The sequence below is a fragment of the Propioniciclava tarda genome, assembly GCF_900182665.1.
In the GTDB taxonomy this organism is placed as follows: domain Bacteria; phylum Actinomycetota; class Actinomycetes; order Propionibacteriales; family Propionibacteriaceae; genus Propioniciclava; species Propioniciclava tarda.
Genome location: NZ_FXTL01000014.1, coordinates 19,489 through 38,563, shown reverse-complemented (window position 1 = coordinate 38,563; position 19,075 = coordinate 19,489). Strand labels below are relative to the sequence as shown.

General features: G+C 69.3%; 15 protein-coding genes and 1 pseudogene. 14 read left to right on the top strand and 2 right to left on the bottom strand.

Annotated elements, in window-relative coordinates; all coding sequences use genetic code 11:
* The 11 genes from nuoI (at position 1) to FN821_RS10695 (ending at position 13,052) form a co-directional block, all read left to right on the top strand.
* On the top strand, positions 1-576 hold the full coding sequence (gene nuoI, locus FN821_RS10745; protein WP_131172600.1) for an NADH-quinone oxidoreductase subunit NuoI: 576 nt from the start codon (positions 1-3) through the stop codon (positions 574-576).
* Complete coding sequence (locus tag FN821_RS10740) at positions 573-1,385, top strand: NADH-quinone oxidoreductase subunit J (RefSeq protein ID WP_241660221.1); 813 nt, start codon at positions 573-575, stop codon at positions 1,383-1,385. Before nuoI ends, FN821_RS10740 begins: the two co-directional genes overlap by 4 nt.
* Positions 1,382-1,684 (top strand): NADH-quinone oxidoreductase subunit NuoK, encoded by a 303-nt coding sequence (gene nuoK / locus FN821_RS10735; protein ID WP_277751026.1) that lies wholly within the window; start codon positions 1,382-1,384, stop codon positions 1,682-1,684. The genes FN821_RS10740 and nuoK overlap by 4 nt, the downstream gene beginning before the upstream one ends.
* Positions 1,685-1,739: 55 nt before the next feature.
* Positions 1,740-3,605 carry an NADH-quinone oxidoreductase subunit L gene (nuoL, locus tag FN821_RS10730; protein WP_131172639.1) on the top strand — a complete coding sequence of 622 codons (1,866 nt, stop codon included), beginning with the start codon at positions 1,740-1,742 and terminating at the stop codon, positions 3,603-3,605.
* Between the two features lie 13 nt (positions 3,606-3,618).
* Positions 3,619-5,136: an NADH-quinone oxidoreductase subunit M gene (locus tag FN821_RS10725; protein ID WP_131172599.1), complete on the top strand. Its 1,518-nt coding sequence runs from the start codon at positions 3,619-3,621 to the stop codon at positions 5,134-5,136.
* Entirely contained in the window at positions 5,136-6,719 is a 1,584-nt protein-coding gene (gene nuoN, locus FN821_RS10720) for an NADH-quinone oxidoreductase subunit NuoN (protein WP_241660220.1), read from the top strand. Before FN821_RS10725 ends, nuoN begins: the two co-directional genes overlap by 1 nt.
* A 39-nt stretch (positions 6,720-6,758) precedes the next feature.
* Entirely contained in the window at positions 6,759-7,730 is a 972-nt protein-coding gene (locus FN821_RS10715) for a polyprenyl synthetase family protein (RefSeq protein WP_131172637.1), read from the top strand.
* 205 nt (positions 7,731-7,935) lie between these two features.
* Positions 7,936-9,387, top strand: coding sequence for a threonine synthase (thrC, locus tag FN821_RS10710; RefSeq protein ID WP_131172598.1), 1,452 nt, complete (start codon positions 7,936-7,938; stop codon positions 9,385-9,387).
* Between the two features lie 210 nt (positions 9,388-9,597).
* Positions 9,598-10,158: an alkyl hydroperoxide reductase subunit C gene (ahpC, locus tag FN821_RS10705; RefSeq protein ID WP_131172597.1), complete on the top strand. Its 561-nt coding sequence runs from the start codon at positions 9,598-9,600 to the stop codon at positions 10,156-10,158.
* Positions 10,159-10,539: 381 nt separating this feature from the next.
* On the top strand, positions 10,540-12,102 hold the full coding sequence (gene ahpF, locus FN821_RS10700) for an alkyl hydroperoxide reductase subunit F (RefSeq protein ID WP_131172636.1): 1,563 nt from the start codon (positions 10,540-10,542) through the stop codon (positions 12,100-12,102).
* A gap of 2 nt (positions 12,103-12,104) precedes the next feature.
* Positions 12,105-13,052 carry a LysR substrate-binding domain-containing protein gene (locus FN821_RS10695; protein WP_131172596.1) on the top strand — a complete coding sequence of 316 codons (948 nt, stop codon included), beginning with the start codon at positions 12,105-12,107 and terminating at the stop codon, positions 13,050-13,052.
* Positions 13,053-13,113: 61 nt separating this feature from the next.
* On the opposite strand, the pseudogene FN821_RS10690 reads toward FN821_RS10695, so the two are convergent.
* Positions 13,114-13,865, bottom strand: a pseudogene (locus tag FN821_RS10690) (copper homeostasis protein CutC).
* Positions 13,866-13,936: 71 nt separating this feature from the next.
* On the opposite strand from FN821_RS10690, the gene FN821_RS10685 reads away from it, so the two are divergent.
* Positions 13,937-15,175 carry a serpin family protein gene (locus tag FN821_RS10685; RefSeq protein WP_131172595.1) on the top strand — a complete coding sequence of 413 codons (1,239 nt, stop codon included), beginning with the start codon at positions 13,937-13,939 and terminating at the stop codon, positions 15,173-15,175.
* Here the strand turns inward: FN821_RS10685 and FN821_RS10680 are convergent.
* Positions 15,066-16,388, bottom strand: coding sequence for a YihY/virulence factor BrkB family protein (locus FN821_RS10680; protein ID WP_131172594.1), 1,323 nt, complete (start codon positions 16,386-16,388; stop codon positions 15,066-15,068). The genes FN821_RS10685 and FN821_RS10680 overlap by 110 nt on opposite strands.
* 172 nt (positions 16,389-16,560) lie before the next feature.
* Between FN821_RS10680 and mptB the strand changes: the two genes are divergently transcribed.
* Positions 16,561-18,096: a polyprenol phosphomannose-dependent alpha 1,6 mannosyltransferase MptB gene (gene mptB / locus FN821_RS10675; protein WP_241660218.1), complete on the top strand. Its 1,536-nt coding sequence runs from the start codon at positions 16,561-16,563 to the stop codon at positions 18,094-18,096.
* Positions 18,093-19,025: an enoyl-CoA hydratase/isomerase family protein gene (locus FN821_RS10670; protein WP_131172593.1), complete on the top strand. Its 933-nt coding sequence runs from the start codon at positions 18,093-18,095 to the stop codon at positions 19,023-19,025. Before mptB ends, FN821_RS10670 begins: the two co-directional genes overlap by 4 nt.
* Positions 19,026-19,075 lie beyond the last annotated feature (50 nt).

Here is a 19,075-nt window from a genome sequence, read left to right as displayed (position 1 = left end):
ATGGGCCTCATCAGGGATCTGTTCCCCGCAGCCTGGAAGGGCTTCGGCATCACCCTGGAGACGATCGGTCGCAAGACCTTCACGCAGAGCTACCCGGAGAAGGGCAAGGAGAAGGTCACCGCGCCGCGCTTCCACGGACGCCACCAGCTCAACCGCTGGCCGGACGGGCTGGAGAAGTGCGTCGGCTGTGAGCTGTGCGCCTGGGCCTGCCCCGCGGACGCCATCTACGTCGAAGGCGCGTCCAACACCGAGGAGGAGCGCTTCAGCCCCGGCGAGCGCTACGGCCGCGTCTACCAGATCAACTACCTGCGCTGCATCCTGTGCGGCATGTGCATCGAGGCGTGCCCGACGCGCGCCCTCACGATGACGAACGACTTCAAGCTCGCCGATACGACGCGCGAGAAGATGATCTACACCAAGGACCGCCTGCTGGCCCCCCTCATGCCCGGCATGGAGGAAGCCCCGCACCCGCGTCGGCTCGGCCCGGACGAGCAGTCCTACTTCCTCGGCCTGCCGCCCACCGGCGAGGTGGACGCCCGCACGCCCGTGGCTGATCCCCAGGAAGGAAAGCGATGATCCCCGCTCTCATCCCGATGGTGACGGGCGCCAGCCTCACCTTCTGGATCTGCGCTCCGCTCGCGGTGCTCGGCGCCCTCGGCCTGGTGCTGTTCCGCAAGGCCGTCTATTCGGCCTTGTCGATGGCGTTCGTCATGCTGAACCTGGCGGTGCTCTACGGAACGATGGACGCCCCGTTCCTCGTCTTCGTGCAGATCATCGTCTACACCGGCGCGATCATGATGCTGTTCTTGTTCGTGCTGATGCTGGTCGGCATCGACACCCCGGACTCGGTCATCGAGACCCTGCGCGGTCAGCGCTGGCTGGCTGCCCTCGCGGCGCTCGGAACCGTCGGCTTGCTGTTCTTCGGCATCGGTGGCTCGGTCCGCAGCGGGCCGTTCGCGGGCCTGACCGAGGCCAACGCGATCGGCAACGTCGAGGGCATCGCGAGCCTGGTGTTCGGACGCTACGTGTTCATCTTCGAGCTGACGTCCGCACTGCTGATCACCGCGGCCCTGGCCGCCATGGTCCTGGCCCATCGGACGCGCGTCACCGAGAAGATCGGCCAGCGCCTCCAGGCGGCCCAGCGCATGCGTGACTACGCCGAGACCGGCGCCCACCCGGGCCCGCTGCCGGCGTCCGGTGTGTTCGCCGGCCACAACTCGATCGCGGTCCCGGCGCTCCTGCCGGACGGCTCCGTCGCCGAGTCTTCGGTGAGCCGGACGCTCGTCCTGCGTGGCGCGGCGCTCGATCCCGAGGACCTGCGCTCGATGACGGCGGATCGCTTCGCCGCGATCGAGGGCGTCAAGGAAGAGGAGGGGGACGAGTGACCAATCCGGAGAACGTCCTGATGCTGGCGGGCGTCCTGTTCACCATCGGGGCCCTGGGCGTGATGCTGCGCCGCAACGCCCTGGTCGCGTTCATGTGTATCGAGCTGATGCTCAACGCGGCCAACCTGGCGTTGGTCACGGGGTCCACGATGAACGGCGGGCTGGACGGCCAGGTCGCCAGCTTCTTCGTCATGGTCGTGGCCGCCGCCGAAGTCGTCGTGGGCCTCGCGATCATCATGACCATCTACCGCACGCGGCGGACGACCTCGGTCGACGACGCCAACCTGCTGAAGCTCTGAGGAGTAGACCGTGAACCTCCTGGAGACCCTCTCCCACACCGTGCCCGCCACGGGCATGTTCGCCAACGCCTGGTGGATGATCGCCGCGCCGCTGCTCGTCGCCGCGTTCCTGCTGCTCGCCGGCCGCGTGGCGGACGCCTGGGGCCACTTCGTGGCCGTCGCTGCGGTGGTGTTCTCGTTCTCGATCGCGGCGTGCCTCTTTGGCGAGATGCTCGGCCGCGGCGCCGAGGAACGCGCCGTCGAGTCAACGCTGTACACCTGGTTCAGCGTCGGCACGTGGACGTTCGACGTCGGCCTGCAGATCGACCAGCTGTCGATCCTGTTCGCCATGCTCATCACGGGCGTCGGCAGCCTGATCCACATCTACTCGATCGGCTACATGGCGCACGATGAGCGTCGTCGTCGCTTCTTCGCCTACCTGAACCTGTTCGTCGCCGCGATGCTGACGCTGGTCCTGGCGAACAACTACCTCATCCTGTTCGTCGGCTGGGAGGGCGTCGGCTTGGCGTCCTACCTGCTGATCAGCTTCTTCCAGCACAAGAAGTCAGCGGCGGACGCCGGCGTCAAGGCCTTCGTCATGAACCGCGTCGGCGACTTCGGCATGCTGCTCGCGATCTTCACGATGCTGGCGATGTTCGGCTCGTCCAAGTTCTCAGTCGTCAACGCGGGCGTGCCCGAGATGCCGGCGATCTGGGCCACGCTCCTCGGCGTCTTCCTGCTGCTGGGCGCGTGTGGCAAGTCGGCGCAGGTCCCGCTGCAGGCCTGGTTGTTGGACGCCATGGAGGGCCCCACCCCGGTGTCGGCCCTGATCCACGCGGCCACGATGGTCACCGCGGGCGTCTACCTCGTCGTCCGCAGCCACGTCGTCTACGAGCACAGCATGATCGCCCAGACCGCGGTCGTCGTGGTCGGCACGGTGACGCTGCTGGCGGGCGCCTGGATCGGCACAAGCCAGGACGACATCAAGAAGGTGCTGGCCGGCTCCACGATGAGCCAGATCGGCTACATGATGCTCGCGGCGGGCATCGGCCCGGCAGGTTATGCCTTCGCGATCTTCCACCTGCTCACGCACGGCTTCTTCAAGGCCAACATGTTCCTCGGCGCCGGCTCCGTCATGCACGGCATGCACGACGACGTGAACATGCGGAACTACGGCGCGCTGGCCAAGGTCATGCGCTACACCTACTGGACCTTCTTCTGCGGCTACATCGCGATCATCGGGTTCCCGCTGACCGCCGGCTACTTCAGCAAGGACCACATCATCGAGGCGGCGTTCCACTACAACGTGGTCATCGGCCTGTGCGCCCTGATCGGCGCGGGCGTCACCGCCTTCTACATGACGCGCCTGATGTTCATGACCTTCTGGGGCAAACAGCGCTGGCAGCCCGGCGTCCACCCGCACGAGTCGCCCAAGGTGATGACGCTGCCGCTCGTCGTCCTCGCGGCTCTGTCGATCGTCGCCGGTGCCCTGATGAACTGGTGGATCCAGACCTGGCTCGAGCCTGCGGCGGGCAACCACCCGCACGAGGTCAGCCTCATCCCGACCCCGATTGGGCTGTTGGCGATCGCGGTCGTCGCGGCTGGCGTCGCGACGGGCTGGTACTTCTTCGGACGGGGCGACATCCCCAAGGTCGCGCCGGCGTCCAAGAATCCGTTCACGCTCGTCGGACGCAACGTCCTGTACGGCGACCAGCTCAACGACGCGGTCATCGTGCAGCCGACCTACGCGCTCGCCGCGGCGTCCGATGCGACCGATCGCCACGCGATCGACGGTCTGTTCGACGGGCTGGCGCACGGGTTCGGTGGCCTGTCCACGCAGGTCCGCAAGCTCCAGACGGGCTACGCGCGGTCGTACGCGCTGACGATGACCGCGGGTGTCGTAGTGACAGCCGTGGTCCTGATCCTGGCCCACCTGGCCTGAGGGAGGACATGAGATGACATTCCCCTGGCTCACCATCCTGGGCCTGCTGCCGATCGCGGGAGGCCTCGCGCTCTTCCTGCCCGTCAAGGGCGCCGGACGCTGGCTCGGCATGTTCTTCGCGCTGCTCACGGCCCTGCTCGGCTTCACGGTCGCGGGCGTGTACTCCGCGTCCGGAGCGGCGGCGCTGGACGTCAAGGCGTCCTGGATCACCTCCATCGGCACCTACTGGGCGCTCGGCGCAGACGGCATGGGGCTGGCGATGGTCCTGATGACCGTCGTGCTGACGCCGCTGGTCCTGCTCGCCGAGTGGAAGCTGCCGCTCGAGGGCGGCAAGTGGAGCCCCGAGGCGTTCGTCGCGCTGGTCCTCATCCTCGAGGGCCTGTCGATCTTCGTGTTCACCGCGAACGACGTCTTGCTCTTCTACCTCTTCTTCGAGGCCACGCTCGTCCCGATGTACTTCCTGATCGTCGGCTTCGGCGGCGCCCGCCGCTCGTACGCGGCGCTGAAGTTCCTGCTGTTCAGCCTGGCCGGCGGCCTGATCATGCTGGCGTCCGTCATCGGCCTCTACGCCGTCTCGGCGAAGTCCGGGGCCCCCAGCTACCTGATCTCGGACCTGGCCAAGCTGGACTTCAACAACGACCTCGGACGGCTGCTGATGATCGGCTTCCTGATCGCGTTCGTGATCAAGGCCCCGATGGTCCCGGTGCACACCTGGCTGCCCGACGCCGCCGAGCACTCGACGCCCGGCACGGCCACGATGCTGGTCGGCATCCTGGACAAGATCGGCACCTTCGGCATGATCAAGTTCTGCCTGGGGATCTTCCCGGACGCCTCCCGCTGGGTCGCGCCCGTGATGCTCGTCCTCGCGCTGATCTCGATCCTCTACGGCGCCCTGGGCGCGATCGGCTCGCGCAACCTCATGCGCCTGGTGGCCTACACCTCGGTGAGCCACTTCGGCTTCATGGTGCTCGGCATCTACGCGTTCACGACGCAGAGCATCAGCGGCACGGTCTTCTACATGCTGAACCACGGCTTCTCGACTGCGGCCCTGTTCTTGGTGGTGGGCTACCTGATCAAGCGGTCCGGCACGGCCGACATCGCGGCCTTCGGCGGCGTCCAGAAGTACGTCCCCGTGTTCTCGGGCGTGTTCCTGCTGGCCTGGCTCTCGGCCCTCGGGCTGCCGGGCCTGTCGAGCTTCGTCAGCGAGTTCATGGTGCTGGCCGGCACGTTCGCCCGCGAGCCCTGGTACGCCGCGATCGCCGCCGTCGGCGTGATCCTCAGCGCGGTCTACTCGCTGCGGGCCTACCGCGCGGTGATGACCGGTCCGGTGTCGGACACCGCGGCGTCCGAGTTCCGCGGACGCGACCTGAACCTGCTTGAGAAGGCGGTCATGGTGCCGATCCTCGGCGTCCTGCTGTTCCTCGGTTTCTATCCTCAGCCGGCCGTGAAGCTGGTTGAGCCGACCGCCACTGCGGCCATGCAACGCCTGGCTGTCGCAGATCCGGCGCCCGTGGTGGAGGGAGTCAAGTGATGAACACGATGCTCATGCCGCTGTTCACCGCGCCCACGATCGAGTTCAGCGCCCTGGCGCCGATCCTGATCGTGTTCGGGGCGGCCTGCATCGGCGTCCTGGTGGACGCCATCATGATCGGCAGGCTGCGGGGCTGGCGCGACGAGGTCCAGATGGGCCTGGTCATCGGCAGCACGCTCGGCGCCTTCGCCTACGTGGTCTGGAACGCCCGCAAGGGCGTCAAGGGACCGCTGGCCATGGGCTCGATCATGCTGGACGGCCCGACCTACGTCGCCTGGGGGGCGCTGCTCGTCTTCGGCCTGCTGGCGATCATGGTGTTCCGCGAGACCAAGGTGAACGGCGGGGTCACCGCGTTCGCCAGTTCCGCCGCGACGGTTCCCGGCAGCGCCGAGGAAGTGGAGGCCGACCGCTACCGCCTGCAGCAGACCGAGATCTTCCCGCTGGCCCTGTTCTCGATCGTCGGCATGATGGTCTTCGCCTCGGCGAACGACCTGCTGACGCTCTTTGTGGGCCTTGAGGTGTTCTCCCTGCCGCTGTACCTCATGTGTGGCATGGCCCGCCGGCGCCGCCTGGTGTCGCAGGAGGCGTCCCTGAAGTACTTCCTGTTGGGCGCGCTCTCGTCGGCGTTCTTCCTGTTCGGCGTCGCCCTGGTGTACGCCTACGCGGGCTCGTTCAAGCTGGGCGACATCGCCACCAAGATGGCGTCCCCGACCTACGGCAGTGGGCTCCTCTACACGGGCCTGATCCTGCTGGCGTCCGGGCTGCTGTTCAAGGTCGGCGTCGTGCCGTTCCACAACTGGACGCCGGACGTCTACATGGGCGCCCCGACCCCGGTGACCGGCTTCATGGCGATCTGCACCAAGCTGGCCGCCGTCCTCGCCACCCTGCGCGTCTTCTACGTCGCCCTGGGCGCCGAGCGCTGGAGCTGGCAGCCGGTCTTCGCGACGCTCGCCGTGGCCACCATGGTGCTGGGCGCCGTCGCGGGCCTCACGCAGCGCGACGTCAAGCGCATGCTGGCCTACAGCTCGATCGCCCACGCGGGCTTCCTGCTGACCGCCGTCGTCGGTGCGAACCAGACCGACCTCGGCCGGACGCCCAGCTCGGTCGCGTCGATCCTCTTCTACATGATCGCGTACGGCTTCGCGACGATCGGCGCCTTCGCCCTGGTCACGATGGTCCGCAACGAGGCGGGCGAGGACAACTCGTTCGCCGCGTGGTCCGGCCTGGCCAAGAAGAGCCCGTGGGTGGCCGGCATCATGACGGTCTTCCTGCTGAGCTTCGCCGGCATCCCGCTGACCGCAGGCTTCATCGGCAAGTGGACCGTCTTCGCGTCCGCCTGGCGCGGTGGCTACGGCTGGCTGGTCGTCGTGGCTGTGCTGGCGAGCCTGGTGGCCGCCTACTTCTACCTGCGACTCATCGGCGTCATGTTCGCCGGCGAGCCGGCGGCGAAGAGCTACGTGGGCGAGGCCAGCGGCTGGACCTGGGTCCCGGTGGCGATCGGCGCCGCCGCGACGATCATCCTGGGCATCCTGCCGGACGCCGTGCTGTCGATGGTGTCGTCGCTCGGGGCGTTCCTCCGTTAGTCTTCGCCCGCGAAGAAAGGACGTCGCTTGTCGGTTCAGGTGAACGAGTTCGACCCTGCGTTCTCCGCGCTCGTCTCCGAGCGTCTGGAGTCCATCGAGGCACGCCTTCTGGACGCCGCCAGGGCCGACACCCCGTTCGTCACCGAGGCGGCGTCCCACATCATCTCGGCGGGCGGCAAGAGGTTCCGTCCGCTGCTGGTGGTGTTGGCGTCCCAGCTGCTGCCGGGGGCGGCGTCTGACCGGATCGACCGGGCCGCCATCGTGATGGAGCTGACGCACGTCGCGAGCCTCTATCACGACGACGTCATGGACGAGGCAGCCGTGCGCCGCAGCGTCGATTCCGCCAACGCGCGCTGGGACAACACGGTCGCGATCCTGGTCGGCGACTACCTGTTCAGCCGGGCGTCCTCGACGGTCGCGACCCTGGGCACCGAGTACGTGGCCCTGCAGGCCGAGACGTTCGCGCGCCTGGTGCAGGGGCAGATCGCCGAGACCCGCGGACCCTTGCCGGGGGTCGATCGCCTGCAGCATTACCTCGACGTCGTGGCCGACAAGACGGGCTCGCTGATCGCGGCGTCCGCACGATTCGGTGGCATGGTCTGCGGCGCGTCCGACGAGATCCTGGACGCCCTCGGCCGCTACGGCGAGCAGATCGGCGTGGTGTTTCAGCTGTCCGACGACATCATCGACATCGCCTCGGACACCTCCGGCAAGACGCCCGGAACCGACCTGCGCGAAGGCGTCCTGACGCTGCCGACGCTGATGGTGGCGGCGTCCGAGGACCCCGGTGATGCCCGTCTGCGCGACCTGGTGTCGCGTCCACTGACGGACGAGGCCGAGGTCGCCGAGGCGCTCGCCCTGTTGCGGGCGCATCCGCTGCTGCAGGAGGCCCGCGACGAGGTCGGACGCCGTGCCGAGGCCGCCCGCGCCGAATTGGACCCCCTGCCGGACGGCGTCGCCAAGGACGCCCTCGCGGCGCTGTGCGACCAGGTCGTCTCTCGGTCCATCTGAGGTCTCGTCCCCGAGTTCGCCGAAGGGACGGAGGCGCTTCGACAAGCTCAGCCAACGGGTCGTTCACTGGAGGGGTTAGCCGACCCTGTTTGCCCCGAGCGGGTCGATGGGCGGTCCCTGAGCTTGTCGAAGGGTCGACGGGCGGTCCCTGAGCTCGTCGAAGGGCGGTCCCTGAGCTCGTCGAAGGGTCGGTAGGCTTCGGCGCGTGAAGTACGTCTCCACCCGCGGCTATGGACGCGACGCCCAGTTGGGGTTCACCGACATCATCCTCGAGGGCCTCGCCCCGGACGGCGGGCTCTTCCTGCCCGCCGGCTACCCCCACGTGGACGCCGCGACGCTGGCGTCCTGGCGCACGCTCCTGGCGGACGAGGGCTACGGCGCGCTGGCGTCCGAGGTCTTGAAGCTCTACATCGACGACATCGGCGACGCCGACCTGCGGCGGCTGTGTGAACGCGCGTATGCGGCGTCCACGTTCGGCTCGACCGACGTCGTTGACCTGGTCGACCTGGGCGAGGGGCTGGTCCTGGGACGCATCTCGAACGGTCCGACGGCGGCGTTCAAGGACATGGCCATGCAGCTGCTGGGCCAGCTGTTCGAGTACGAGTTGGAGCGGCGCGACGCCCGCCTCAACATCCTGGGCGCGACCTCCGGTGACACCGGCAGCTCGGCGGAGTACGCGATGCTCGGCAAGCACCGCGTCAGCGTCGTCATGCTGACCCCGCGCGGCAGGATGACCCCCTTCCAGCAAGCGCAGATGTTCTCCCTGGACGACCCCCGCATCGTCAACGTCGCCGTCGACGGGGTGTTCGACGACTGCCAGGACCTGGTCAAGGCCGTGGCGTCCGACCTCGAGTTCAAGGCCGCCCACGCCATCGGCGCGGTCAACTCGATCAACTGGGCGCGCGTGGTAGCGCAGGTCGTCTACTACATCGCCCTTTATCTGCGCACGACCAGCGCACCGGGGCAGCGGATGAGCTTCGCCGTGCCGACGGGCAACTTCGGCAACATCCTCGCCGGGCACATCGCGCGCGAGATGGGCGTCCCGATCGACACCCTGATCCTGGCGACGAACGAGAACGACGTCCTGGACGAGTTCTTCCGCACGGGCGTCTACCGCGTCCGGGCGGCGTCCGAGACCGAGGCGACGTCGTCGCCGTCCATGGACATCTCGAAGGCGTCCAACGTCGAACGCTTCGTCTTCGACCTCTTCGGTCGGGACGCCGCACGCGTCCGTTCGCTGTTCGGCCAGGTCGCCAGCGAGGGCGTGTTCGACGTCTCGGGGACGCCCGAGTTCGCCGGACTGCGGGAACGCTTCGGGTTCGTCTCGGGGGCGTCCACGCACGCCGACCGGCTGGCGACGATCCGCGCGCTCGACGCGCGAGGCGTCCTGGTCGATCCGCACACCGCCGACGGCATCAAGGTGGCGTCCGACCTGCTCGCCGACGGGCTGGACGCCGCGCGTCCGATCGTGTGTCTCGAAACGGCGCTCCCCGTGAAGTTCGCCGAGACCATCCGGGAGGCCCTCGGACGCGACGTCGAGCTGCCCGCCCAGTTCGCGGGGCTGGAGAGCCTGCCGCGGCACGTGATCGACCTGGACAACGACGTTGACGCCCTCAAGGCCCTCATTGTCGGACGCCTCGCCGCCCTTCCCGACTAGGGATCGTCCGCCCTCGGACGCCTCATGCCGCAGGCTCGGCGTCGGTGGGTGACGGCGCCCTCGGGACCCTCGCCGGAGGCGTCCGGTGGCGGTGTGCGGCGTCTATCGCGCGCGACACTGGTGATAGATAGGGACTTGCAAGGGCGTCGGGATTGATATAGTGTCTCTATCAGAGTTGCTCGACTCCCAACGAAGGAAAGGCCCCAGCACATGTCGCTGATCAACACCGAAATCAAGCCCTTCGCGGCCACCGCCTACAAGGACGGCAAGTTCGTCGACGTTTCCAGCGACGACATCGCCGGCAAGTGGGCCGTCTTCCTGTTCTACCCGGCGGACTTCACCTTCGTCTGCCCGACCGAGCTCGCCGACCTGGCCGACAAGTACGCCGAGTTGCAGAGCATGGGCGTCGAGGTCTTCTCGGTGTCGACCGACACCCACTTCGTGCACAAGGCGTGGCATGACAGCTCGGCCGAGGTCGGCAAGGTCAACTACGCGATGATCGGCGACCCCAACGGCGACATCACCCGCAACTTCGACACGATGCGTCCGTCCGGCCTGGCCGATCGCTCGACCTTCATCGTCGACGATAAGGGCATCATCCAGTCCATCGAGACGACCGCCGAGGGCATCGGCCGCAACGCGGCTGAGCTCGTCCGCAAGGTCAAGGCCGCCCAGTACGTCGCCTCGCACCCGGGCGAGGTCTGCCCGGCCAAGTGGGAGACCGGCGCCGAGACCCTGGCCCCCTCGATCGACCTCGTCGGCAAGATCTGACGCACGTCGTTCAGCCACTGGCGAGTCGGCGGCGGGTGGCCCTTCGGTCGCCCGCCGCTGTCTCGTCTCGGACGCCCCTGGTCTCAGTTGGACGTCGCTGGTCTGAACTGGACGCCGTTGGCTCGGCGCCTGGCGGCGTCCGACACCAGCAGCACCACGGACCGGACCGCCTAGGGCCGCAAGACGAGGTCAGCGCAATGTCGTGAACGTTGACCATGGGTCAGCGCAATGTCCCGCACGCCTTGGCGCACCAAACATTGCGCTGACACTCCAACCGACGACCAGCCCCGACGACCAGCCCCGACGCCCAGCTCGGCCGGGCGGCAGCCCTCTTCCCGCAGCACCATCACATCCGCACGCAACGAAAGAAGCCCGATGGCCATCCTCGACGCCAGCCTCACCGCCCAGCTGACCCAACTCGTCCAACTCATCAAGCAGCCGATCGAGCTCGCGGCGTCCCTGGGCTCTGACGACGTCTCGGCGCAGACGAAGGCGCTGCTCGACGAGATCGCCGTCCTGCGCCCGGAGATGATCACGGTGACGTCCGAGGCGAACGAGCGGACGCCCTCCTTCGCGATCCGCCGCACGGGCACCGACGTCCAGGTGCGATTCGCGGGCGTCCCGCTCGGGCACGAGTTCAGCTCGCTGGTGCTGGCGCTGGTCCAGGTCGGCGGGCACCCGGTCAAGGCCGAGCCCGCCCTGATCGACGCCATCAAGGGCCTGGACGCCCACGAGTTCGTCACCTACATGTCGCTGAGCTGCATCAACTGCCCGACCGTGGTGCAGGCGCTCAACTCGATCAGCATCATCAACCCCAAGATCAGGCACACCGCGGTCGAGGGCGGCGCCTTCCAGGCCGAGGTGGACGAGCGCAAGATCCTGGCCGTCCCGACGGTCTACATGGACGGCGAGTCCTGGGGCTCCGGACGCATGGAGCTCGACGAGATCGTCCAGCGTCTCGACGTCAACGCCGCGGCGAAGGCGGCCGAGTCGCTCACCGCGAAGGAGCCCTACGACGTCCTCATCGTCGGCGGCGGCCCGGCGGGCGCGACGGCGGCGATCTACGCGGCCCGCAAGGGCATCCGGACGGGGTTGGTCGTCGACCGCATGGGCGGTCAGGTGCTCGACACCAACTCGATTGAAAACTTCCCGTCGATCCTCGAGATCCAGGGCCCCGAGCTGGGCACCGCGCTGGACGCCCACGTGCACGCGTACGAGGTCGACATCATGAAGAACCAGATCGCCGCCGGGCTCACCCCGGCCGGCGACGACGGCCTGATCACGATCACCCTCGACAACGGTGGGACGCTCCGCTCGCGCACGGTCATCCTGGCGACCGGCGCGCGCTGGCGCACCCTCGGCGTCCCGGGAGAGACGGAGTACCGCAACAAGGGCGTCACCTTCTGCCCCCACTGCGACGGACCCCTCTTCAAGGGCAAGGACGTCGCCGTGATCGGCGGCGGCAACTCCGGCGTCGAGGCCGCGATCGACCTGGCGGGCGTGGTCAAGCACGTCACGGTCGTCGAGTTCCTCGACCACCTCAAGGCGGACGAGATTTTGCTCCGCAAGGCGCGCAGCATGGGCATCGACTTCGTCCTGAACGCGGCGACGTCCGAGGTCACCGGCGACGGCGCCCAGGTCACGGGCCTCACCTACACCGATCGCACGACCAACGAGCCGCACCAACTGCCCGTCCAGGCGGTGTTCATCCAGATCGGCCTCGTCCCGAACACCGCCTGGCTGGCGTCCAGCGGTATGCAGCTCACCGAGCGCATGAAGGAGATCGTCATCGACGAGCGCGGCGCAACGTCCATCCCGGGCGTGTACGCGGCAGGCGACTGCACGACCGTGCCCTACAAGCAGATCGTGATCTCGATGGGTGCCGGCGCGACCGCCGCGCTGGGCGCGTTCGACTACCTGATCCGCACGACGGCCCCCGAGTAGCCATGAACCTGCGGGATCTTGAGTACCTGGTGGCGCTGGCGGACGCGCGTAGCTTCCGCCAGGCCGCCCGGGACTGCGACGTCTCGCAGCCCACCCTCTCGGCCCAGATCAAGAAGCTGGAGACCGATCTGGGCGTCGCCCTGTTCGATCGCAGCGTCGCCCCGCTCGCCCTCACCACGGTGGGGGAGCGGGTCGTCGCGCGGGCGCGGGCCGTCCTGGACCAGATCGGCGAGATCCGGGCCGAGGCTGCCTTGGACGCCGACGCCGAGGGCGGCGCCCTGCGGCTGGGCATGTTCCCCACGCTCGGCCCCTACCTGTTGCCGCACGTGGTGGCGGGCGTCCGGCAGCGCTTCCCGTCGCTGAAGCTGCTGCTCACCGAAGAGAAGTCGAGCGACCTGCTCGCGATGCTCGAGGCCGGTCGCCTGGACGCCGTCGCCCTGGCCCTGCCCGTGGCGGCTCCCGGACTGCACGTCGAGCCGCTGTTCCGCGAGGAGCTGCTGCTCGCGCTACCCGAGGATCACGTGCTGGCGTCCGGCTCGGCGCCCCTGACGGCGAAGGCGCTGGCCGACACCGAGCTGCTGTGCCTCGCCGACGGTCACTGCCTCGGCGATCAGGTGACGGATTGGCTGACCAGCGTCGGTGGACGCCGACGCGAGGACTTCCGCGCCACCAGCCTGGAGGCCATGCGCAGCATGATCAGCGCGGGCGCGGCGGCGTCCCTGCTGCCCGCCCTGACCGTCGTGGCGCCGGTCGCGGCGGCGTCCGGAATGGCGATCCGGCGCTTTGCCAAGCCGGCCCCGGCGCGCGAGATCGGTCTGGTCTGGCGCACCGCCTCGCCACACGGCGACCGGCTCGGCAAGCTCGCCCAGGCGCTCGTCCCCCAGGAGGTTCCGGACGGACTGGTCACCTCGCTGCTGAGGCCGGCCGCGGAGGCAGCCAAGACGACCTGATCCGCGGCGAGACCGAGCGACGGTGGCGTCGCCGGACCGAAGGATGCTGCCAGTCAGGAAGTCAGAACTGGGGCAGTCGGGAGACCCCAGCGTCCTCATGCCGAGCGGATTCTCCGATGCTCGCCCGGACCGCGCGCACGATCTCCTCGTCCGTCACGTCCCGTTCGGACGCCCCACCTCCCGGTCCGCTGGGCCCGGTCGCGATCGTGCGCCGGGCCGAGAGGTGGATCCCATCGACGCCCGCCGCGACCAACGCGGGCACGTCGACCACCCGGACGCCGCCGCCGGCCATGATCTCGATGCGTCCGGACGCCTGCCGCACCAGCGCCGCCAGCTCGGCCGCCCCGGCGACGGCCCGCCCGGCGCCGCCCGAGGTGAGCACGCGGTGGATCCGAGTCCGATCGCAGCGTCCAGCGCTGCCGCCCGGTCCGCGACGACGTCGAACACCCGGTGCAGCGTGACCTCGGCCCCAGCGGCCGCGTCGACGAGGCGCGCGAGGGCGTCCAGATCGAGGCGCCCGTCGGGCAGGGCCGCGCCGATCACCACCCCGGACGCGCCGGCCGCCACCGCCGCGCGGACGTCCCGCGCCAGGACAGCCACGTGGTCGGCGTCCACGACGAAGTCCCCCGGACGCGACCGCACCAACACGTGCACCGGAAGCGAACCCCGCTCGACGCAGGCTTCGATCATGCCGAGCGACGGCGTGAGGCCGCCGGTCCCGAGAGCTGCGCACAGCTCGACCCGGTCCGCACCTCCGGACGCCGCGGCGTCCAGCCCGGACCCGTCCGTGACGGCGATCTCAAGGGCGACCATGGCCGTCACTGTAGGCGCAACGCGCCGGGGGGCGCCCGCGTAGAACAGGCACCGACCTCGAAAGGCCCGTGATGAACCGCAGGCAGCTCCTCGCCCTCGCCACCGCCCTGTCGGGCGCCTGGCTGGCCGGGTGTTCCGGCACCCCGGTCACCAAGAACCAGCTGGCGGACGCCGTCGTCCCGCCCCCGGACGCGTCCGCGCCGCAGCTCACCCCCATCGACGCGTTCGCCGACGCCCTCAACCGCCGCCTGGCGCCGAAGGCCACCAACCTCGTCTGGTCGCCCTGGTCGGTCGCGATGATGCTGGCGATGCTGCGCGACGGCGCGGGCGGGGCGACGGCGTCCGAGTTCGACAAGCTGCTCCACGCGGACGCGACGTTCGATGCGCGCCTGGCCGACGGCTGGCGCCGGATGGCTCACGCCACCGGTGAGCCACTCCACGCCGGCAACGCGGTCTGGGCGCAGGCCGGCCCGACCTGGAAGCAGCCGTTCCGCGACAAGCTGACCGCGCTCGCGGCGTCCCTCAAGGTCGTCGACTTCACCATGAGCCCGGCGACCGTCGAGCGGGAGATCAACGCCTGGGTCTCGGACCGGACCGCCCAGAAGATCCCAGAACTCCTCAACGGCGACGTCGACGCGAGCACGCGGATGGTCCTGGTCAACGCCGTCCACTTCAAGGCGCCTTGGCAGGTCGAGTTCGCCGAGGCCCCCGGCGGCGACTTCCGGACGCCGACCAAGACTGTGCAGACGCCCTACCTGCAGGGCAACGAGTCTTTCGAGGGCTACCGCGGCGGCGGCTGGACGGCGGCGACGGTGCCGTGCCAGAACGGCGAGTTCGACCTCGTCGTGGCGCTCGCCGACGACCCTGCCGTCGCGCCGAGCGCCTGCCCGTGGCCCGTCCTCACGGACTCGGCCGCAGCGTCGGGACCGGCGTCCGCGCACGCGCTGGTCAGCCTCACCATGCCGGCCTGGAAGCTGCGCTATCGGGCCAAGCTCGAGCAGATCCTGGCCGCCGCCGGAATCCCGACGGCCTTCGATCCGACGCGGGCCGACTTCAGCGCCATGACGGCCGACGAGCCGCTGTACGTGGGTTTCGTCGTGCACCAGGCGACGATCGAGGTCACCGCCAAGGGCATCGAAGCGGCCGCAGCCACGGCGGCCGGGATGCGGGCGTCCGGGGCGGCCGCCGAGCCCGTCCCGCTCAGGCTCGATCGGCCTTTCGCCTACGCACTAGTCCATCGAGCCACCCGGACACCCCTGTTCGTGGGGCAGGTCGCCGACCCGACAGCGCAGGAGTCCGAGCTCGCCTAGCGTCGGACGCCGCGCGCCCGACCCACTTCGCCAGGACGGCTTCCTCTTCGGCCGCCGTCCGCTTCCGCTCGCGCCGGTCTCGTTCCTGACCGCCCTCGGCGCCCTCGCCGTCGGCGTCCGCCTCGTCGGACCTGCCCGAGCTCAGCCGGATGTGTCGCGCCTGCTCGATCTGTATCCGAGCGGCCGCCTCGGCCTTCTCTGCCTGCTTGGTGTCGCGGGGTGGCAGTTGGATCTGCTCTTCGGCCTTCATGCCCGCCCGCAGCTGGCGCGCCCGCTCGAGTTCGGCGTCCAGCTCGCCGCCGAACAGGAGGGCGACGTTCATGATCCACAGCCAGAACAGGAAGATGATGACGCCGGCCAGCGCCCCGTACGTCCGGTCGTAGGACGCCGCACCGAAGCTGCCGATGTAAAACGCGAAACCCGCGGACGCCAGCCCCGCGATCACGATCGCGACCACGGCGCCGACGCTGATCCAGCGGAGCTTCGGCTGCCGGACGTTCGGCGTGTAGTGGTAGAGCAGCGCGAGCCCCAGAACGATCGCCGCCGCCAGCACCGGAAGTTTCAGGTAGTCGAAGCCGCTCTTGAACCATTCGGGCAGCCGAAGGGTGTCGGCGATGGCTGCCGTCACCGGACCCGAGATGCCGATGCCGACGATCACCAGGGCGATCAGCGCCAGCAGGACGGCCGTGAGCGCGTACATCTGCAGGTTCAGCTTGATACCCGGACGCCCCTCCTGCACCTCGTAGATCGTGTTCATGGCGCGTCCGAAGGCCTTGACGTAGTTGGACGCCGACCACACGGCTCCCAGCAGGCCGATCAGCAGTCCGAGGCCGGGCGCAGGCGCCGAGCTGATGGCCGCGATCACGGGCTGCAGCGAGTCGACCGCCGAGGCGGGCAGCACGCCCATCGTCGACATCGTGGCGATCAGGTCCGTGATGGCCGAGCCGCCCTGGCCCACGATGCTCAGGATCGACACCAGCGCGATGAGCGCCGGGAACAGCGACAAGACGGCGTAGTAGGTCAGGGCCGCGGCGAGGTCGGTCAGCCCGTCCTCGCCGAACTCACGCGCGGTCGAGGTGAACGTGAACGTCCAGTCGATCGGCTTCAAGTCAGTGGGGGAGTCCGGCTTACGCGGATCGTCGGGGTGGGGGCGTCCCTTCATCTCCGCGGCCGAGCTGACCGCGCCGGACGCCGGCTTGTCCTGATCGGGCATGGCTTCCTTTCTGCGGACGCCGTCGGCGCGGGAGCGTCTGGGGCTGGGCCCAGGCTAGCGGCGGACGCCGTCGCGCCGGCATGGGGCCCCGACCCCATGTCGGGCGGACGCCACCCCCATCGGACGCCTCTGGCGCGGCTAGGCTGACCACGGCACCGGAAGGGGGAGCGAGTTGAGCGAGACGCACGTGCGCCCCCGCATGAGCGCCAGGGACCTCGTCCATCCGCTCGTCCTGCTGCGCCGCTTCGCCTCCGACATGGGGGCGGCCATCCGGGTCGGCGGCGTCCGCGGGGGCCTCCTGGCGACCTGTCTGCTGGCCGTCGGCTCGCTGACACCGGCGTACCTGCCGCAGAGCAGCCCCTACTGGGTGCCGGCCCGCGCGCTGGGTCTCGATTCGTGGTGGGCCAAGGCCCTCGGCACGGGCATGGTCATCGCCGCGGTCGGCCTGCTGATGATCGCCTGGTTCAACGTGCGTCCGACGATCTACGTCGGCGTCAAGCACTGGGCGGTGCTGCTGTGGTGGTCGCTGCCGCTGCTGCTGGCGCCCCCGATCTTCTCGCACGATGCCTACTCGTACGCGGCTCAGGGCTGGCTCGTGCACAACGGGCTGAACCCGTACGAGGCGTCCCCGAGCTTTCTGCCCGGACCGTTCGCCGATCAGGTCGCCTGGGTGTGGCGGTACACGAGCGCGCCGTACGGGCCGCTGGCGCTGCAGATCTCGCACGGGCTCGTCGAGCTGGCGGGCCTTAACCCCTACTACTCCGCGGTGCTGCACCGCATTCCGGCGCTGGTCGGCGTCGCGCTGGTGGTGCACTTCCTGCCGCGGATCGCCATCTTGATGAACGTCGACCCGCGCGGCGTGGCGTGGTTCTCGACGATCAACCCGCTGTTGGTCATCGACTTCGTGGGCGGCGCCCACAACGACGCCCTGATGGTGGGGCTGGTGGTCGCCGCCCTCTACACGGCCTATCGCGGACGCATGTTCTGGGCGCTGGTGCTCATCGGCGTGGGGACCGCGATCAAACAGCCCGCCATCCTCGCCGCCTACCCCATCGCCGTCATCGGTAGCGGCTGGGCGGGCTGGCACGTCCGGCACCTGGCGCGGTTTGTGGTCCGGCTGGCGTACGCGTTCGCGGTCTCGATCGGGGTGTTCTGCGCGATCTCGGTGGCGACGGGGCTGGGCTTCGGGTGGCTGAACGCCGTGACCGTGCCCGGCATGATCGTCACCATGGCGCCGTTCAGCCTGATCGGGTTCGGCGTCCAGAACCTGGTCAACCTGATCACCGGCGACCCGAACGGCCAGCTGATCTGGAAGATCGCGCAGACCTTGGGCCTCGTGCTGTCGGCCGCGTTCGTGGTTTGGTACGCGATCACGCGTTCCCGGACCCGTCCGGTGTCGTTCCTGGCCTGGGCCTACCTCGCCTTCGCTTCGTTCGGGCCAGCGCTGCATCCCTGGTACCTGACCTGGGGCGGGCTGCTGCTGCCGTTATCCAAGCCCAGCCCGCGGGTCTGGCGCATCGCAGCCGCGCTGGTATCGGTGCTGCTCGTCTACGACGCCGGCAACATGGCCTGGCGCAACGACCTGGTGGGCCTGGCGCTGGCGGCCGTCGCCGCCGCCGTGATCGTGCTGTACCGGCGCTATCTGCGCGGCCATCGTCCGTTGGCGGGACTTGGCTACCACGACGAAGAAGGGGAGGCCAACGCATGAGCGAGTTCGACGAGGTGCTGTTCACCGTCGCCGACGGGGCCGGACGCATCACCTTGAACCGGCCGCGCGCCCTCAACGCACTGTCCGTTGCGATGTGCGAGGCGATGCACGCCCAACTGGACGCGTGGGCGTCCGACGACGCCGTCGAGCGCGTCGAACTGCGCGGTGCCGGGGACCGGGCGCTCTGCGCCGGCGCCGACATCCGTGCCCTCCGCGCGGCCGTCGCCGACGGCCAAGACTGGCTGCGCTTCTTCGAGATCGAGTACGCCCTGGACGCCGCCATCGCGCGCTACCCCAAGCCGTACGTCGCGTGCCAGTCCGGAATCGTCATGGGTGGCGGGCTCGGCGTCTCGGCGCACGGTTCGCGGCGCATCGTGGACGCCTCCAGCCGCCTCGCGATGCCCGAGGTCATCATCGGCTTCACGCCCGACGTCGGTATCGCCTACTACCTGGGTCGCGCGTCCGGCGAACTGGGCACGCACGTCGCGCTGACCGGCGACAGCTTCGGAGCGGGGGACGCCCTCGCGCTCGGTCTGGCCGATGAGTTCGCGGGCGAGGGGACGCCGTCGGCGCCGCTCGCCGAGGCGTCCTGGATCGGCGAGTGCTACGTCGGTGACGATGCCGTCGAGATCGTCGGACGCCTCGCGCAGCACCCCGATCCGGACGCCCGGGCCGCCGCCGAGACGATCCGTAAGCGCTGCCCGCTGAGCGTCGCCGTGACGCTGGAGGCCGTGCGGCGGGCGGCGTCCATGGCGGTGGACGAGGTCCTCGCCCAGGACCTCGCTCTGGTGAAAGCGCTCATTCCGGGTCCGGATTTCGCCGAGGGCGTCCGGGCGCAGGTGGTCGACAAGGACTTCGCCCCGCGCTGGCAGCACGACCGCCTCGAGGACGTCTCGCGCGCGGAGGTTCTCGCCGCGTTCGACTCCTAGCCCGCCGTTGGCTGAGCTTGTCGAAGCCGAATCTGTGGGGACCGTTGGCG

Excerpts from the sequence above, each read along its gene's own strand:
- FN821_RS10725 (WP_131172599.1), top strand. The coding sequence starts at position 3,619 with ATGACATTCCCCTGGCTCACCATCCTGGGCCTGCTGCCGATCGCGGGA.
- nuoL (WP_131172639.1), top strand. The coding sequence starts at position 1,740 with ATGTTCGCCAACGCCTGGTGGATGATCGCCGCGCCGCTGCTCGTCGCC.
- FN821_RS10670 (WP_131172593.1), top strand. The coding sequence starts at position 18,093 with ATGAGCGAGTTCGACGAGGTGCTGTTCACCGTCGCCGACGGGGCCGGA.
- FN821_RS10740 (WP_241660221.1), top strand. The coding sequence starts at position 573 with ATGATCCCCGCTCTCATCCCGATGGTGACGGGCGCCAGCCTCACCTTC.
- FN821_RS10695 (WP_131172596.1), top strand. The coding sequence starts at position 12,105 with ATGAACCTGCGGGATCTTGAGTACCTGGTGGCGCTGGCGGACGCGCGT.
- ahpC (WP_131172597.1), top strand. The coding sequence starts at position 9,598 with ATGTCGCTGATCAACACCGAAATCAAGCCCTTCGCGGCCACCGCCTAC.
- nuoN (WP_241660220.1), top strand. The coding sequence starts at position 5,136 with ATGAACACGATGCTCATGCCGCTGTTCACCGCGCCCACGATCGAGTTC.
- FN821_RS10685 (WP_131172595.1), top strand. The coding sequence starts at position 13,937 with ATGAACCGCAGGCAGCTCCTCGCCCTCGCCACCGCCCTGTCGGGCGCC.
- FN821_RS10680 (WP_131172594.1), bottom strand. The coding sequence starts at position 16,388 with ATGCCCGATCAGGACAAGCCGGCGTCCGGCGCGGTCAGCTCGGCCGCG.
- nuoI (WP_131172600.1), top strand. The coding sequence starts at position 1 with ATGGGCCTCATCAGGGATCTGTTCCCCGCAGCCTGGAAGGGCTTCGGC.